Annotated in this window: 12 protein-coding genes and 1 pseudogene; 9 read left to right on the forward strand and 4 right to left on the reverse strand. The window is 73.8% G+C overall.

All coding sequences use genetic code 11. The features are described from left to right. Positions 1–70 precede the first annotated feature (70 nt). The 3 genes from IE275_RS03775 to IE275_RS03785 form a co-directional block, all read right to left on the reverse strand. Positions 71–1639, reverse strand: coding sequence for a serine/threonine protein kinase (locus IE275_RS03775; protein WP_189707494.1), 1569 nt, complete (start codon positions 1637–1639; stop codon positions 71–73). After that, complete coding sequence (locus tag IE275_RS03780; protein WP_189707496.1) at positions 1636–2409, reverse strand: FHA domain-containing protein; 774 nt, start codon at positions 2407–2409, stop codon at positions 1636–1638. Before IE275_RS03780 ends, IE275_RS03775 begins: the two co-directional genes overlap by 4 nt. Positions 2410–2526: 117 nt before the next feature. Continuing rightward, positions 2527–3162, reverse strand: coding sequence for a DUF2076 domain-containing protein (locus IE275_RS03785; RefSeq protein WP_189707498.1), 636 nt, complete (start codon positions 3160–3162; stop codon positions 2527–2529). Between the two features lie 310 nt (positions 3163–3472). On the opposite strand from IE275_RS03785, the gene IE275_RS03790 reads away from it, so the two are divergent. The 5 genes from IE275_RS03790 to IE275_RS03810 all read left to right on the forward strand — a co-directional run bounded on the left by IE275_RS03790 (position 3473) and on the right by IE275_RS03810 (position 8014). Further along, positions 3473–4327 carry a bifunctional methylenetetrahydrofolate dehydrogenase/methenyltetrahydrofolate cyclohydrolase gene (locus IE275_RS03790; RefSeq protein WP_189707500.1) on the forward strand — a complete coding sequence of 285 codons (855 nt, stop codon included), beginning with the start codon at positions 3473–3475 and terminating at the stop codon, positions 4325–4327. Beyond that, positions 4317–4790 carry a DUF3017 domain-containing protein gene (locus IE275_RS03795; RefSeq protein ID WP_189707503.1) on the forward strand — a complete coding sequence of 158 codons (474 nt, stop codon included), beginning with the start codon at positions 4317–4319 and terminating at the stop codon, positions 4788–4790. Before IE275_RS03790 ends, IE275_RS03795 begins: the two co-directional genes overlap by 11 nt. A gap of 245 nt (positions 4791–5035) precedes the next feature. Beyond that, positions 5036–5503 carry a helix-turn-helix domain-containing protein gene (locus tag IE275_RS03800; RefSeq protein ID WP_189707505.1) on the forward strand — a complete coding sequence of 156 codons (468 nt, stop codon included), beginning with the start codon at positions 5036–5038 and terminating at the stop codon, positions 5501–5503. A gap of 109 nt (positions 5504–5612) precedes the next feature. Then, positions 5613–6602 carry a helix-turn-helix domain-containing protein gene (locus IE275_RS03805; protein ID WP_189707507.1) on the forward strand — a complete coding sequence of 330 codons (990 nt, stop codon included), beginning with the start codon at positions 5613–5615 and terminating at the stop codon, positions 6600–6602. A gap of 422 nt (positions 6603–7024) precedes the next feature. Beyond that, positions 7025–8014, forward strand: a complete 990-nt coding sequence (locus IE275_RS03810) for a malate dehydrogenase (protein ID WP_189707509.1) — start codon at positions 7025–7027, stop codon at positions 8012–8014. 99 nt (positions 8015–8113) lie between these two features. Here the strand turns inward: IE275_RS03810 and IE275_RS03815 are convergent. After that, positions 8114–9007, reverse strand: a pseudogene (locus IE275_RS03815) (bifunctional helix-turn-helix transcriptional regulator/GNAT family N-acetyltransferase); the annotation flags it as partial. Between the two features lie 268 nt (positions 9008–9275). Here IE275_RS03815 and IE275_RS03820 point away from each other — a divergent pair. Genes IE275_RS03820 through IE275_RS03835 form a run of 4 tightly spaced genes read left to right on the forward strand, consistent with a single transcriptional unit; the run spans position 9276 to position 15459 of the window. Next, positions 9276–10805: an aldehyde dehydrogenase family protein gene (locus IE275_RS03820; RefSeq protein ID WP_189707511.1), complete on the forward strand. Its 1530-nt coding sequence runs from the start codon at positions 9276–9278 to the stop codon at positions 10803–10805. Between the two features lie 48 nt (positions 10806–10853). Beyond that, complete coding sequence (locus IE275_RS03825) at positions 10854–12383, forward strand: GMC family oxidoreductase (RefSeq protein ID WP_189707513.1); 1530 nt, start codon at positions 10854–10856, stop codon at positions 12381–12383. Beyond that, entirely contained in the window at positions 12383–13504 is a 1122-nt protein-coding gene (locus tag IE275_RS03830) for a quaternary amine ABC transporter ATP-binding protein (protein ID WP_229870086.1), read from the forward strand. Before IE275_RS03825 ends, IE275_RS03830 begins: the two co-directional genes overlap by 1 nt. Continuing rightward, on the forward strand, positions 13504–15459 hold the full coding sequence (locus IE275_RS03835) for an ABC transporter permease subunit (protein WP_189707515.1): 1956 nt from the start codon (positions 13504–13506) through the stop codon (positions 15457–15459). Before IE275_RS03830 ends, IE275_RS03835 begins: the two co-directional genes overlap by 1 nt.

Genomic DNA, 15459 nt, shown 5'->3' on the forward strand with positions numbered 1-15459 from the left:
GCCCGTCCCCGGTGCGGCACTCACACCATCGGGCACGCCGGGGCCGGGGGGTACCTCGGACCTCTCAGGGTCACGTGCGGCCCGGGGGCGTGTACTCCTTGAGGTAGTGGGCCACCTCTGCCGCGTAGGCGCGGTACGCGGCGGGGACCCCGCCGGCCTTGTTCACCGTGTCCCAGGAGGTGCGGTAGGCGGCGGCGACCAGGACGCGCCGGTCGCCGGCGATGTCGGTGTCCAGGCGCGGGGCGATCCAGCAGAGGTAGCGGCCCATCGCCGGGATCGACTCGGCGGGCGGGAACGGCGGCGAGGGCACGGTCTCGCCGGGCGTGCCGTCCTCGTTCATCCACCAGCGCAGCACGCGCGGCGTCCAGCGGGCGATGCCGTACTCGTCCTTGCCGGGGTCGGCGAGGTCCGGGTCGAAGTCGCTCTCCACCTTCAGCATGGCGGCGATCAGGGCCGGGGTGACGGCCCCCTGGTCGCAGTCGCGCGCCGTCTCGACGATCAGCAGCCGGTACGGGGGCGGCACGCCCCGGTCGGTACGGAGGTACTCGGCGCCGTACACCGCGGCCGTGTTCGCCGTCGACCCGCCGGCCCCGGCGTCCGGCGGGACGCCGTCGCCGCCCCAGGTGGCGACGCCGTACCCGAGGGCCGCCACGGCGGTGGTGGCGAGCGCGGCGGACAGGACCGCCGTACGGCGCGAGAAGCGGCCGGCGAGGCGGGGCCGGCGGCCGCCCGAGGGCGCCGTCCCGGTGACCTTCTCCACCCGGCGCAGCAGGACCTCGGTGCCGATCCGGGCGGCGTGCGTCCGGGCCAGGCAGGCGCGGACGATCTCACGCCAGGAGTCCGGGAGTTCGGGGGACAGCCGCAGCTCGGCCGTGCCGCGGGAGTAGGCGACGGCCGCGTCGCGGCGGGCCGTCGGGGTGCCGCCGGGCAGCGGGAAGGAGCCGGTGAGGACGAGATGGGCGAGGACCCCGAAGGCCCACACGTCGGCGGAGGGGCGGATCCGGCGGCCGCGTTCGCCGATCTCGGCCCACAGCAGCTCGGGCGGGGTGTAGTCGGGGGTGGAGAAGGCGGGGGTGTAGGCGTGGGTGCCCTCCAGTTCGGCGGCCATGTTGAAGTCGGCGAGACGGGCCGAACCGTCCTTCATCAGCAGCACGTTGGCGGGCTTGAGGTCGCCGTGCACCCAGCCCGCGCGGTGCAGCTGGGCGAGGCCCGCGCAGACCTGGGCGAGCAGGGCGGCCCCGGGCGCGGGCCTCGGGGTGCGTGCGAGCAGCGCCGCCACGGAGGTCTCGGCCTTCTCCAGCACCAGCACGGTGGCGCCGTCGAGGTGGGGGCGGGCCGGGTCGTCCACGGTGAGGGTCTCGTAGAGACGGATCAGCCGCGGGCTGGTCAGCCGGCTCAGCAACTCCACTTCCCGCTCGGCCAGTTCCCGCAGGTGGGCGAGCTGGCGGGGGGTGCGAGTGCCGGTGGGCAGGAACTTGAGGGCGGCCGACTCGGGCAGGTCCGGTGAGGCATCGTTGTCATCGGGGACCCGCCGGGCCGCGTACACACTGCCGAACGCCCCGCTCGCGAGGGGCTCGCGCACCTCCCAGCGGCCGATCCGGTACCCCCGGGGGACCTGGACGGTGAAGGCCCCGGTCACCGGACGGCCGCCGGATCCGACGGCGGGGGCGTCCGCCCGCTCAGTACGGCGAGGTCGTCCTCGCGCACCAGGTCGAAGCGGAGCGCCAGCGACACCAGGGACTCCTTCTTGCCGTTGAGGCGCGGGCCCGGGTCGGCCGTGTCGGGGCCGGGTTTCAGGCGCAGCTTCACGGCCAGGTAGTCGATGTTCCACTGCACGGAGGTGCGGGAGGCGGCCGGCCACGCGGACCGCAGCCGGGCGACGACCTGTTCGACGGTGGGCAGCGGGGCGTGCGGCTCGCCGCGCAGCCGGGGCTCGCACAGGGCGGCGAGCACCGCGAAGTACCGCTTGCTGCGGTCCAGGGAGAACGCGGGTGCCGTGGTCGCGCCGTCCAGGCCCGACGCGGTGCCCAGGTAGTCGTGGCGGGGCGCCCACACCTCGACCGGCAGGAGGTCGCCCGCCGCGGGCAGCACGATCCGGGCGAACTCGAAGGGGACCGGCGCGTCCAGCCGGCCCGGCGCGACCTTGATGTGCTCGCCGGCGCCCTCCGGGTTCTCCACCACGTAGGTCTGTTCCCGGCTGTAGTTGCTGAGTATCCAGAAGGCGCCCTGCGCGGTGATCTCGCCCGCCCGCCGCGAGACGCCCTCGTGCGGGATCGCCAGGTCGTTGTCGCGCGCCGATCTGCCGAAGGTCAGCCGCTCACCGGGGGCGAGCCGGAGCCGGCGCCGGGGCTCATGGCCGCCGCGCCCGTCGTCCGGGTCCACCGGTGGTACGACGATGATGCTGTACACGCTGTGTCTCCCGCTCCCCACCCGCGCCTACCGGCATCAGAGTGGGTGACGGAACGGGGCCGTGTCACGGTGTGACACGGCCCCGCGGAGGAATGGCGTGAAGACGCTCCTTCGCCGTCAGTAGCGCGGGCGTCGGAACCACTCCGCGGTGACCCGCTTCGCGGAGAAGACGATCAGCAGGATCGACACCACCATCAGGACGATGCCCAGGCCCCAGGCCGCGATCATGAAGATGCCGGTGACGATCGCGAACGAGCCGTAGACGATGGCGCACACCCGGACGCCGTTGCCGCCCTTGGTCCACTGGAGCAGCAGGATCAGGCCGAGGATCGCGAAGACGGCGGCCAGGCCCACGAGGAAGACGATGACGCCCTTGCCGAGGTCGGCGACCTGCTCGGCGTCCGCCGTGCCGGTGACGCCCGCCTCGTCCATCTTCTCGTCCCACACGGACAGCACCCAGGCGTACCCGCCCGCGACGATCACATGGGCGAGGACGACGATGCCGAGCATGATCTGCGCGGCCCGGGCGAGGCTCGGCATGGCGAACGGGCCGACGGGACCACCGGGGTAGCCGCCCTGGAAGCCGGGGTCGCCCGGGTACTGCGGGTAGGGCTGCTGCCCGTATCCCGGTGCCTGCGGGGCGCCGTAACCCTGCTGCGGGGGCTGGCCGGGGTAGCCGTAACCCGGGGCGGGGGGCTGCTGAGGGGCCGGCTGCGGCGGCCCGTAGGGGTTGTTCGGCTCGCCGAAACTCATGGCGGTCCTTCCTCCGTTTGCACTCGAGTGCGGGGACGACGGGCGGCCTGTCTCGGAGGAAGTGGTACAGATGCGGTTCGTCCCCCCGGTACTGCCCGCGGCACTGTGGTGTCAATCGTTCTGCAATGGCCGGTTTGTTGTCCAGCCGCATTCCGCAGGTGTTGTGCAAGTGCAACATCATCGATCAAGGACGCGCACGCCGGCGGACGGGTCCGGCACCCCGTCGGCCCACGCCCCAGGTCACCGCCCAGGTCACCGCCCGGGTCACCCGGATTGGAACCGGGGGCCCGTCATCCGGGAGGATGGGGCCATGACCGCCCAGATTCTCGATGGCAAGGCCACCGCAGCCGAGATCAAGTCGGATCTGACCGCCCGCGTGGCGGCGCTGAGGGAGAAGGGCGTGACGCCCGGCCTCGGCACGATCCTCGTCGGGGACGACCCCGGCAGCCAGAAGTACGTCGCGGGCAAGCACCGCGACTGCGCCCAGGTGGGCATCGCCTCCATCCAGCGCACCCTGCCCGGCACGGCCACGCAGGAGGAGATCGAGGCGGTCGTCCGCGAGCTGAACGACGACCCGGCCTGCACCGGATACATCGTGCAGCTGCCGCTGCCGCGGGGCATCGACGAGAACCGCGTCCTGGAGCTGATGGACCCGGCCAAGGACGCCGACGGCCTGCACCCGATGAACCTGGGCCGGCTGGTCCTCAACGAACCCGCCCCGCTGCCCTGTACCCCGCACGGCGTGCTCACCCTGCTGCGCCGCCACGGCGTCGAGATCAAGGGCGCCGAGGTCGTGGTCGTCGGCCGCGGTGTCACCATCGGCCGCCCGATGCCGCTGCTGCTCACCCGGCGCAGCGAGAACGCGACCGTGACCCAGTGCCACACCGGCACCAGGGACCTCGCGGCGCATCTGCGGCGCGCGGACATCATCGTCGCCGCCGCCGGTTCCGCCCACCTGATCCGCGCCGAGGACGTCAAGCCGGGCGCCGCCGTCCTGGACGTCGGTGTCTCCCGCGATGCCGAGGGCAGGATCGTGGGCGATGTCCACCCGGACGTCCGGGAGGTGGCCGGCTGGATCTCCCCGAACCCCGGCGGGGTCGGCCCGATGACCCGTGCCCAGCTGCTCGTCAACGTGGTCGAGGCGGCGGAGCGCAGTGCCGGCTGAGAACACCTCGGGCGAGCCCGAGGACATCGAGGTGCGCGATCCCGTCAGCGCGCCGGACGCCGAGGGCGTACCGCGCCGCGTCACCCGCCGCTTCCCGAAGTTCACCAGGGACACGGCGCGTCCCGAGGGCGGGGGCCGGGCCGCGTCCGCCGACGCGCTGGCCGCCCGGCAGTGGCCGATCATCGCGGTCCTGAGCGGGGTCGCGCTCGGCCTGCTGCTGACCGCGCTCGACCAGTTCCGGATCGGGACCGTGCTGATCGGCGTCTCCCTGCTGGCCGGCGCGGTGCTGCGCTGGATGCTGCCCGGCGTCGGCATGCTCGCGGTGCGCTCCCGTTTCACGGACATCGCGACCTACGGGGTGCTGGGCACGGCGATCGTCCTGCTGGCGCTGATGGCCCAGCCCGATCCGTGGCTCCAGATCCCCTTCCTCAAGGACACCCTGCACTTCACGGTCACCAACTGAGCCCAACTGAGCCCACGCGCGCGGCGGCCCGTCCTCTCCCCCGAGAAGGACGGGCCGCCGTCGCGTTCCACGCTGCCGCACCGTGAACGCCCTGTTCAACCGCTGTCCGCACGCTGTGTCGTGGAAGTGACCGTTCCGAAACCGTGTGCCCGTCCGGCCCCGGGCGCGCCCGCCGCCGCCCGCCGAGGGAACCGTCCGGCATCCGGACGTCGTCCTCCCGACGGACCGAGGGGAAGGTGGGCGGAATGGGTGGCTGGCAGCCGCTGCCGGACGGGCTGCCGGCGGAGGTGCGGCACTTCGTCGACCAGTTGCGGCAGCTGAAGGACCGCACGGGTCTCAGCCTGGCCGGGCTCGGCGCCGCCACCGCGTACAGCAAGTCCTCCTGGCACCGCTATCTCAACGCGGTCCAGCCGCCGCCCCGGCAGGCCGTCGCCGCGCTGTGCCGGGTGGCCGGGGTGACCGGGGCGGACGCCGAACGGCACGTCGTGCGCTGGGAGCTGGCCGTCGAGGCCTGGCCGAAGCCGCCGCCGGCCGCGGGTGGCGGCTTCGGCGAGGAGTACGAGGACGACCCCACGGTCCCCTGGTGGGACCGTCTGGCGGAACCCGCCCCGCCGCCCCCGTCGCGCACCGCCGGCCGGCTCCTTCTGTACGCGGTGCTCCTGCTGCTGGCGCTGCTGCTCGTGGCGGTCGGCGGCGCGGTGGCCTTCGGCTGATGTGCGCTCGTCGTGCCGATACGTTGACAGTTCGGGGATGTGTCCCGAATCGTCGGTACATCGGGGCCCGCGTGGCCCATGGGGGACGGGGCGGAGGGAGGGGGGTTCGATGCCTCGGTGGAAGGAACTGCCGGACGAACTCGATCCCCAGGTGAGGGAGTTCGCCGAACTGCTGCGCAGGGTCGTGGACCGTGCCGGCCTGAGCCTGCCGGCGCTCGCCGACCGGACCGGCTACAGCAGGACGTCCTGGGAGCGCTATCTGAACGGCCGTCTGCTCGCCCCCAAGGGCGCGGTCGTCGCCCTCGCCGAGGTCACCGGCTCCCCGTCCGTCCATCTGACCACCCTGTGGGAACTCGCCGAACGTGCCTGGAGCCGCGCGGAACTACGGCAGGACGCGGCGACGGAGGCGATCGGGATCGCCCGGGCGCGGACCCCGGCCGGGGAGTCCGGGCCGCCGGGGCGCGGTGCGGGCGGGCGAGAGGGGGGCGCGGCCGCCGCTGACCGGGCGGGCGGGCGGGCCGGGCCGACCCCGGGTGTCGCCGGGCCGGCCGGGGTGTCGCCCACCCTGCCGCCCGAGGAGGGCGGGAGCCCGGGGCGAGGCGGCGGCGGGGCGCACCGGCTGGTGCTGTTCCTCGCCGGGGTCGTGGGGGTGGTGGTCGTCGTCGTGGGCGGGTTCCTGCTCACCGGCGACGGGGATCCGAAGGAGGCCGTCGGGGCCGGCCGGGAGCCGTCGCCGTCCGGGAGTTCCCCCGCCGTGCTGCCGTCCGGGGTGCTGTGCGCCGGGGCCGGGTGCACCGGCAAGGACGCCGAGGCGATGGGGTGCAGCGGGGACCTCGTGGTCACGGCGAGGAGCGCGCGTGTCGGCACGGCCGTGGTCGAGGTCCGGTACAGCAGGACCTGTGGGGCCGCGTGGGGGCGGATCGTGCAGGCGGCCCCGGGGGACTCGGTACGGGTGACCGTGGGCGCGGCGCGGCAGACCGGCCGGATCACCACCGCCGGGGACACCATCGCCTACACCCCGATGATCGCGGTGAAGGACGCGTCGGAGGCGAAGGCCTGCGCGGTGCTGGCCTCGGGCGAGGAGGGGTGCACGGCGTAGGAGGGGCGCACGGCGTAGCGCGAGAAGGGGCGCACGGCGCAGGACGGGGAGGGCGCACGTCGTAGGGCGTGTCGCGGCCGGACGGGTGGCGCGGTGCGGCGGCCGGGCGAAAAACCCGGGCCCGGCAGGAATATCCCCGTCCTCCCTGGGCACGCGAACCGTACCCCCACGGGATCCGGCGCGACCCGGTACCCCCACCGCGGCGGCCGCACGGTCTCACCTCTCCCGGACCGGCGGCCGCCGCTTCGGTGACAAGAGGGTGTTCACTCTGTGGGACGGGCCACAGACCCCCGGACCTCCGTGCCGCCGGATGCGCGATAGCCTGACCGCTGGATGGATCTCTTGATACCAAGAGATCGATCATTTGTACGTCCCATCCGGGGCAGGGACGCCCCACCGACAGCTGTCATACGGAGAACGCCATGACCCGCACTCCCGTGAACGTCACCGTCACCGGCGCGGCCGGCCAGATCGGTTACGCCCTGCTCTTCCGCATCGCCTCCGGCCAGCTGCTCGGCGCGGACGTGCCGGTCCGGCTGCGCCTCCTGGAGATCACCCCCGCCCTGAAGGCCGCCGAGGGCACCGCCATGGAGCTCGACGACTGCGCGTTCCCGCTGCTCCAGGGCATCGACATCTCGGACGACCCGAACGTCGCCTTCGACGGCACCAACGTCGCCCTCCTCGTCGGCGCCCGCCCCCGCACCAAGGGCATGGAGCGCGGTGACCTCCTGGAGGCCAACGGCGGCATCTTCAAGCCGCAGGGCAAGGCCATCAACGACCACGCCGCGGACGACATCAAGGTCCTCGTCGTCGGCAACCCGGCCAACACCAACGCCCTGATCGCCCAGGCCGCCGCCCCGGACGTACCGGCCGAGCGCTTCACCGCGATGACCCGCCTGGACCACAACCGCGCGCTGACCCAGCTCGCGAAGAAGACGGGCTCCACGGTCGCCGACATCAAGCGCCTGACCATCTGGGGCAACCACTCCGCCACGCAGTACCCGGACATCTTCCACGCCACGGTGGCCGGCAAGAACGCCGCCGAGGTCGTCAGCGACGAGAAGTGGCTGGCCGAGGACTTCATCCCGACCGTCGCCAAGCGCGGTGCGGCGATCATCGAGGCCCGTGGCGCGTCCTCCGCGGCCTCCGCCGCCAACGCGGCCATCGACCACGTGTACACCTGGGTCAACGGCACCGCGGACGGCGACTGGGCCTCCATGGGCATCCCGTCGGACGGCTCCTACGGCGTCCCGGAGGGCCTGATCTCCTCCTTCCCGGTCACCACCAAGGACGGCTCGTACGAGATCGTCCAGGGCCTGGACATCAACGAGTTCTCCCGCGCCCGCATCGACGCGTCGGTGCAGGAGCTGGCGGAGGAGCGCGAGGCGGTCCGCGCCCTCGGCCTCATCTGAGCCGTCCGCCCCGCGCGGCGCGGCGAACGACCCCGCACGGGCCCCGTTCCGGTCTTCACCGGAGCGGGGCCCGCGCCTGTTTCCGCGAGCCGCTCGGCGAGACAGCCGCTTCTCGAACCAGTGGTCCGCGTACACGTGGTCCAGATACGCCGGGATCTCCCGGTACCCGCACGCCCGGTACATCGCCCGCGCCTCGGTGAGCGAGGCGTGCGTGTCCAGCCGTACGACGTCCAGGCCGCGGTCGGCCGCCGCGTGTTCCAGGTGGCCGAGCAGCCGGCGGGCGAGGCCGAGGCGGCGGGCGTCGTGGTGCACCCAGACGTGCTTGATCTCGCCGACGCCCGGCTCCAGGGTGCGCAGCGCCCCGCAGCCCACCGGGCGCTCCTCCTCGTACGCGACGAAGAACGCGCCCGCGTCCCCCGAGACCTCCTCGGGGCCGACCAGGTCGGAGGAGTCGAAGCCCTCGGGGAAGCGGGCGTCGAGGTCGGCGGCGTAGGCGTCGAGGCAGGCGCGGGCGTCCGGGGCGGCGCCGTCGACGGGCGCGACGGTGATCGCCGCGAGCCGCAGCAGACGCCGGGCGGTGGCGAGGGCGCCGGTGAGTTCGGCGCGCTGCGGGCCGGTGAGGCCGTCGAGCAGGCTCTGCGCGAGGCCGTCGGCCCGGCGGTGCTGCTCCCTGACCTCGGCCCGTCCGGCGGGGGTCGGTTCGACCGTGCGCAGCCGGCTGTCGTACGGGTGGACGCCGGTGCGGACCATGCCCTGGGCCTGGAGGGACTTGATCATCCGGCTGAGGTAGCCGGCGTCGAGGCCGAGCCGGGTGCGCAGGTCGCGCAGCGACACCCCGTTGCCGATCTCGAACAGCAGCCGGGCCTCGCCCAGGGGGCGGTCCTGGCCCAGGTAGTGGTCGTCGAGGGCGCCGATACGGCGCGTGTAGTAGCGGTTGAAGCGGCGCAGGGCCGCCACGTCGTCGGTCGACACGGGTGTGGACGCGGGCTCCATAACTCTTTGACTTTAGTCAAAGGTCTCCGGTGTGTCGACGGAAGTCCTCTCGTCATCGAGGCCGGCGCCGCCGTCGGCGGACCGAAGCGGCTTCCACGCCGCCCCTGGCCCCTTTCGTCCCGTTCTGCTCTCGTGTGCAGTGACACAGCGCACTTTCCACCCGGGATTGCGCATGCAACCGGAGGCGAGGGGCAGGCGATCGCGGTCCCCGAGAGTGCCCCACGGGTGACGCAGGGGGACTGCACAGGAACGGAAGGCGACAGCGACCATGGTCGACAGAACGGAACAGCAGGCGTACGGGACACCCGCAACCGTCCATGCGGGCGGCGAGTGGCAGACCGCCGTCTCGGGTGCCACCAGGGAGATCCTCGACCCGGCCGACGGCCGCCCCTTCGCCGTGGTCGCCGAGGGCGACGAGAAGGACGCCGAGCTGGCGGTCGCGGCCGCCCGCCGCGCCTTCGACGCCGGCGAGTGGCCGCGTACCCCGGCCGCCGGACGCGCCGCCCTGCTGCGCCGCGTCGCCGATCTCCTCGTACGCGACCGTGAACGCCTCGGTCTGCTGGAGAGCCGGGACGCGGGCAAGACCCTCGAAGAGGGCCGGATCGACATCGACTGTGTCGCCGACGCCTTCCGCTACTTCGCCGACCTGGTCGCCGCCGAGGCCCCGGGCCGGGTGGTGGACGCCGGCTCACCCGACGTGCACAGCGTGGTCGTCCACGAACCCGTCGGGGTGTGCGCGCTGATCACCCCCTGGAACTACCCGCTCCTCCAGGCGAGCTGGAAGATCGCGCCGGCCCTGGCAGCCGGCAGCACCTTCGTCGTCAAGCCGAGCGAGATCACCCCGCTGACCACCGTCGCCCTGATCGGGCTGCTCGTCGAGGCGGGCCTCCCCGCGGGGGCCGCCAATGTCGTCACCGGACCGGGCCGCACCGTCGGCGCCCGGCTCGCCGAGCACCCCGACGTGGACCTCGTCTCCTTCACCGGCGGGCTGGCCAGCGGCACCGAGGTCGCCCGGGCGGCCGCCCCCACCGTCAAGAAGGTCGCCCTGGAACTCGGCGGCAAGAACCCCAACATCGTCTTCGCCGACGCCTGCGCGAGTGCCGACGGCTTCGACACCGCCGTGGACCAGGCCCTCAACGCGGCCTTCATCCACAGCGGCCAGGTCTGCTCGGCCGGCTCCCGGCTGATCGTCGAGGAGTCCGTCCGGGACCGCTTCGTCGCCGAACTCGCCCACCGCGCCGCCCGGATCCGCCTCGGCCGCGGCACCGAGCAGGGCGTCGAGTGCGGCCCCCTCGTCTCCGAGCAGCAGCGCGCCAAGGTCGAGGCGTACGTCGAGTCCGCGCTCGCGGAGGGCGCCGTGCTGCGCACCGGCGGCAAGCGGCCCCGGCCCGCCCCCGAACGCCCGGAGTCCGGCTGGTTCTACGAGCCGACGGTCCTGGACCGGTGCCACCGCGAGATGAGGGTCGTACGGGAGGAGGTCTTCGGACCCGTCGTCACCGTCGAGACCTTCCGCACCGAGGACGAGGCCGTGTTCCTCGCCAACGACACCGAGTACGGCCTCGCCGGCGCCGTCTGGACCACCGACGCCGGCCGCGCCCGCAGGGTCGCCGCGCGGCTGCGCCACGGCACCGTCTGGATCAACGACTTCCACCCCTACCTCCCGCAGGCGGAGTGGGGCGGCTTCGGAAAGAGCGGAGTGGGCCGCGAACTCGGCCCCGCCGGGCTCGCCGAGTACCGCGAGACCAAGCACGTCTACCAGAACCTCGCGCCGAAGCCGGTCCGCTGGTTCGCCGGCTGACCCCGGCCGACGTCCTCCCTCCTCCGCAAGCCCCTCTGGAGCACCCCCATGTCCGAGAACACCCCTGTCTACGACTACGTCGTCATCGGCGGCGGCACCGCGGGCTCCGTCATCGCCTCCCGCCTCACCGAGAACCCCGACGTCACGGTCGCCGTCATCGAGGGCGGCCCCAGCGACGTCGGCCGCGACGACGTGCTGACCCTGCGCCGCTGGATGGGCCTGCTCGGCGGCGAACTCGACTACGACTACCCCACCACCGAGCAGCCCCGCGGCAACTCCCACATCCGGCACAGCCGCGCCCGGGTCCTCGGCGGCTGCTCGTCCCACAACACCCTCATCGCCTTCAAGCCGCTGCCGTCCGACTGGGACGAATGGGAGGCGGCCGGTGCGCGGGGCTGGGGCGCGGTGCCGATGGAGGCGTACTACGCCAGGCTGCTCAACAACATCGTCCCGGTCGACGCGAAGGACCGGAACGCCATCGCCCGCGACTTCGTCGACGCGGCCCACCAGGCCCTCGGGGTCCCCCGGATCGAGGGCTTCAACCGCGAGCCGTTCACCGAGGGCGCCGGCTTCTTCGACCTCGCCTACCACCCCGAGGACAACAAGCGCTCGTCGGCGTCGGTGGCCTATCTGCACCCGGTGATGGACGAACGCCCCAACCTGACGATCCTGCTGGAGACCTGGGCCCACCGGCTGGAGCTGGACGGCACCCGCGCGCGGGGCGTGCACGTCCGGCGCGCGGACGGCGAGGAACTCCTCGTCCGCGCCCGGCGCGAGGTCGTGCTGTGCGCCGGCGCCGTCGACTCGCCGCGGCTGCTGCTGCACTCCGGCATCGGCCCCAAGGCCGACCTGGACGCGCTCGGCATCCCGGTCGTCCACGATCTGCCCGGCGTCGGCGAGAACCTCCTCGACCACCCCGAGTCGGTGATCGTCTGGGAGACCGAAGGACCGATCCCGGAGAACTCCGCGATGGACAGCGACGCGGGCCTGTTCGTCCGCCGCGACCCCGCACACCCGGGCCCCGACCTGATGTTCCACTTCTACCAGATCCCGTTCACGGACAATCCGGAGCGGCTGGGCTACGAACGGCCGCCCCACGGCGTCTCGATGACCCCCAACATCCCCAAGCCGAGGAGCCGCGGCCGGCTGTACCTCACCAGCGCCGACCCGGCCGTGAAGCCCGCCCTCGACTTCCGTTACTTCACCGACGAGGACGACCACGACGGCCGCACCCTCGTCGACGGCATCCGCATCGCCCGCGAGATCGCCCGTACCGAGCCGCTCGCCGGCTGGCTCAGGCGCGAGGTGGCCCCCGGTCCGCACCTCACCGGCGACGAGGAGCTGAGCGAGTACGCCCGCAAGGTCGCGCACACCGTGTACCACCCGGCGGGCACCTGCCGGATGGGCGACGCCTCCGACGAACTCGCCGTCGTCGACCCGCGGTTGCGGGTGCGCGGCCTGGACGGCCTGCGGATCGCCGACGCGTCCGTCTTCCCCACCATGCCCGCCGTGAACCCGATGATCGGGGTGCTCATGGTCGGGGAGAAGGCCGTCGACCTGCTCGGGGGTGAGGCGTGATGAGCGCGACGACCCCCGTGTTCTCCGTACAGGGCCTGTGGAAGGTCTTCGGCCCGAAGGCCGGCCGGGTCCCGGCCGACCCCGAGCTGTCCGCCCTGCCGCCCGCCGACCTGCGCTCCCGCACCGGCTGCACGGCCGCCGTCCGCGACGTCTCCTTCGACGTCCGCCGGGGCGAGGTCTTCGTGGTGATGGGCCTGTCCGGCTCCGGCAAGTCCACCCTGGTGCGCTGTCTGACCCGGCTGATCGAACCGACGGCCGGCACCATCGCCGTCGACGGCGAGGACGTCCGCGCCATGGACCGCACCCGGCTGCGCGAACTGCGCCGCCACCGGGCCGCGATGGTCTTCCAGCACTTCGGCCTCCTCCCGCACCGCACGGTCCTGGACAACGTGGCGTACGGCCTGGAGATCCAGGGCGTCGGCCGGGCGGAGCGCCGGGCCCGCGCGGCGGGCGTCGTCGCCAAGGTGGGCCTGGAGGGCATGGAACAGCGCCGCCCCGGCCAGCTGTCCGGCGGTCAGCGTCAACGCGTGGGCCTCGCCCGGGCGCTGGCGGTCGACCCGGAGGTGCTGCTCTTCGACGAGCCGTTCAGCGCGCTCGACCCGCTGATCCGGCGGGACATGCAGGAGGAGGTCGTCCGGCTGCACCGGGAGGAGGGCCGCACGATGGTCTTCATCACCCACGACCTCTCCGAGGCCCTGAAGCTCGGTGACCGCATCGCCCTCATGCGCGACGGCCGCGTGGTCCAGCTCGGCACCCCGGAGGAGATCGTCGGCTCCCCGGCGGACGACTACGTCCGCGAGTTCGTCAGGGACGTACCCCGCGAGCAGGTCCTGACGGTCCGTACGGCGATGCGCCCCGCTTCCGGGGACGAGGCGGGCACGGGCCCCGCCCTGCCGCCGACCGCCACGGTGTCGCAGGCGATCGTGGCGGTGGCCAGGGCCGGAGCACCGGCACGGGTGGTGGACCGGGGCCGCTGCCTGGGGGTGGTCGACCACGAACGGCTGCTCGGCGTGGTGGCGGGCACGGAGCCCGCCGAGAACCCTGGCGAGAACCCCGGCGAGCACCCCGCCGGCAACCTTGCCGAGAACTCCGCCGAGGAGCCCGCCAAGGAGGTGGTCTGATGGCCACGGCCACCGCACCCACTCCCCGCGCCGCGCTTCCCGGCGTCCTGCGGCACCCCGTCGCCCGCAAGCTCCTGCTGCTGGCGGCGGCCGCGGCGGTCCTCGTCCCCCTGGCCGACGCCCACTGGTCCAGCGGCACCTGGCCGAAGGCCCTGACCGTCGACCTCACCGGCCCCCTCACCCGCACCGGCGACTGGATCATCGACCACCGGGACAGCCATCCCCTGTTCCTCCACTTCCTCGGCCACATCAGCAACGCGGTCGTGTTCTGCGTCCGCGCCGTCTATCTGCTGCTGCTCGCGGCCGGCTGGGCGGGCGTCACGGCGGCCGCCACCGCACTCGCCTGGCGCGCGGCCGGGAAACGCCTCGCGCTCGGCACCGCGGCCGCCTTCCTGGCCTGCGGCGCGCTCGGCATGTGGGTCCCGACGATGCAGACCCTCGCGCTGATGGCCGTGGCCGTCCTCGCGTCGGTCGCGGTCGGCGTGGTCCTCGGCCTCGCCGCCGGTCTCTCCGCCCGCCTGGACCGCGTCCTGCGCCCGGTCCTGGACACCATGCAGGTGCTGCCGGCCTTCGCCTACCTCCTCCCGGTCGTCCTGGTCTTCGGCATAGGCGTCCCGGCGGCGGTCCTTGCCACCGTCGTCTACGCCGCCCCGCCCATGGCCCGCCTCACCGCCCTCGGGCTGCGCGGCGCGGACAAGGAGGTCCTGGAGGCCGTGGACTCGCTGGGCGCGACCGCCCGCCAGCGCCTGCTGACCGCCCGCATCCCGCTGGCCCGCAGGGAACTCCTGCTCGGCCTCAACCAGACGATCATGATGGCGCTGTCGATGGCGGTCATCGCGTCGGTGATCGGCGCGGGCGGCCTCGGCGACCGTGTCTACCAGGCGCTGGCCTCGGTCGACGTGGGCGCCGCCCTGGCGGCCGGCATCCCCATCGTGCTCCTCGCGGTCGTCCTGGACCGGGTCACGGCCGCGGCGGGAGACACCACCGGGCGTACCACCGGCACGGGCCGGGGGCACCGCGCGTACACCGCGTACGCCGTGGGCGCCGCCGTGGCCGTCGCCGTCGCCGGGCGGCTGGCGGGCCGTCCCGACTGGCCCGGGTCCTGGACGGTGGCCGTCGCCGCCCCCGTCAACGACGCCGTCGGCTGGATGACCGGCCACCTCTACTCCGGCGTCCCCGTGATCGGCGGCACCGCCGACTGGGCCGGCCGGTTCACCACCTGGGTCCTCGACCCGCTCCGGGACGGTCTCCAGGGCCTGCCCTGGTGGGCGGTGCTGCTGCTGGTCGCGGCCGTGGCCTGGCCGATCGGCACCTGGCGCACCGCGCTGACCGCCGTCCTCGCCCTGGCCGCGACCGGCGTGCTCGGCGTGTGGGAGCCGTCCCTGGACACGCTCTCCCAGGTCCTCGCGGCCGTCGCCGTCACCCTCGTCCTGGGCTTCGCCACCGGTGTCGCCGCGGCCCGCGGCGACCGGTTCGAGCGACTGCTGCGGCCCGTCCTGGACGTCTTCCAGACGATGCCGCAGTTCGTGTACCTGATCCCGGTCGTCGCCCTGTTCGGCGTGGGCCGCGCGCCCGCCGTCGCGGCGGCCGTCGTCTACGCGCTGCCCGCCGTCGTCCGGATCACCGCGCAGGGCCTGCGCCAGGTCGACCCGGCCGCCCTGGAGTCGGCGCGCTCCCTCGGCGCGACCCCCGCCCAGCAGCTGCGCCAGGTCCAGCTGCCGCTCGCCCGGCCCGCGCTGCTGCTCGCCGTCAACCAGGGCGTGGTCCTCGTCCTCGCCGTCGTCGTGATCGGCGGTCTGGTCGGCGGAGGCGCGCTCGGCTACGACGCGGTCTTCGGCCTCGCCCAGGGCGACCTCGCGACCGGTCTGGTGGCCGGCGCCGCCATCGTCTGCCTGGGCCTGATGCTCGACCGGGTGACCCAGCCGACCGAACGCCGTACGAAGAAGGGAGCGTGA

Source organism: Streptomyces phaeofaciens, assembly GCF_014648915.1.
Lineage (GTDB): Bacteria > Actinomycetota > Actinomycetes > Streptomycetales > Streptomycetaceae > Streptomyces > Streptomyces phaeofaciens.

Excerpts from the sequence above, each read along its gene's own strand:
- IE275_RS03785 (WP_189707498.1), bottom strand. The coding sequence starts at position 3,162 with ATGAGTTTCGGCGAGCCGAACAACCCCTACGGGCCGCCGCAGCCGGCC.
- IE275_RS03790 (WP_189707500.1), top strand. The coding sequence starts at position 3,473 with ATGACCGCCCAGATTCTCGATGGCAAGGCCACCGCAGCCGAGATCAAG.
- IE275_RS03800 (WP_189707505.1), top strand. The coding sequence starts at position 5,036 with ATGGGTGGCTGGCAGCCGCTGCCGGACGGGCTGCCGGCGGAGGTGCGG.
- IE275_RS03805 (WP_189707507.1), top strand. The coding sequence starts at position 5,613 with ATGCCTCGGTGGAAGGAACTGCCGGACGAACTCGATCCCCAGGTGAGG.
- IE275_RS03810 (WP_189707509.1), top strand. The coding sequence starts at position 7,025 with ATGACCCGCACTCCCGTGAACGTCACCGTCACCGGCGCGGCCGGCCAG.
- IE275_RS03820 (WP_189707511.1), top strand. The coding sequence starts at position 9,276 with ATGGTCGACAGAACGGAACAGCAGGCGTACGGGACACCCGCAACCGTC.
- IE275_RS03825 (WP_189707513.1), top strand. The coding sequence starts at position 10,854 with ATGTCCGAGAACACCCCTGTCTACGACTACGTCGTCATCGGCGGCGGC.
- IE275_RS03830 (WP_229870086.1), top strand. The coding sequence starts at position 12,383 with ATGAGCGCGACGACCCCCGTGTTCTCCGTACAGGGCCTGTGGAAGGTC.
- IE275_RS03835 (WP_189707515.1), top strand. The coding sequence starts at position 13,504 with ATGGCCACGGCCACCGCACCCACTCCCCGCGCCGCGCTTCCCGGCGTC.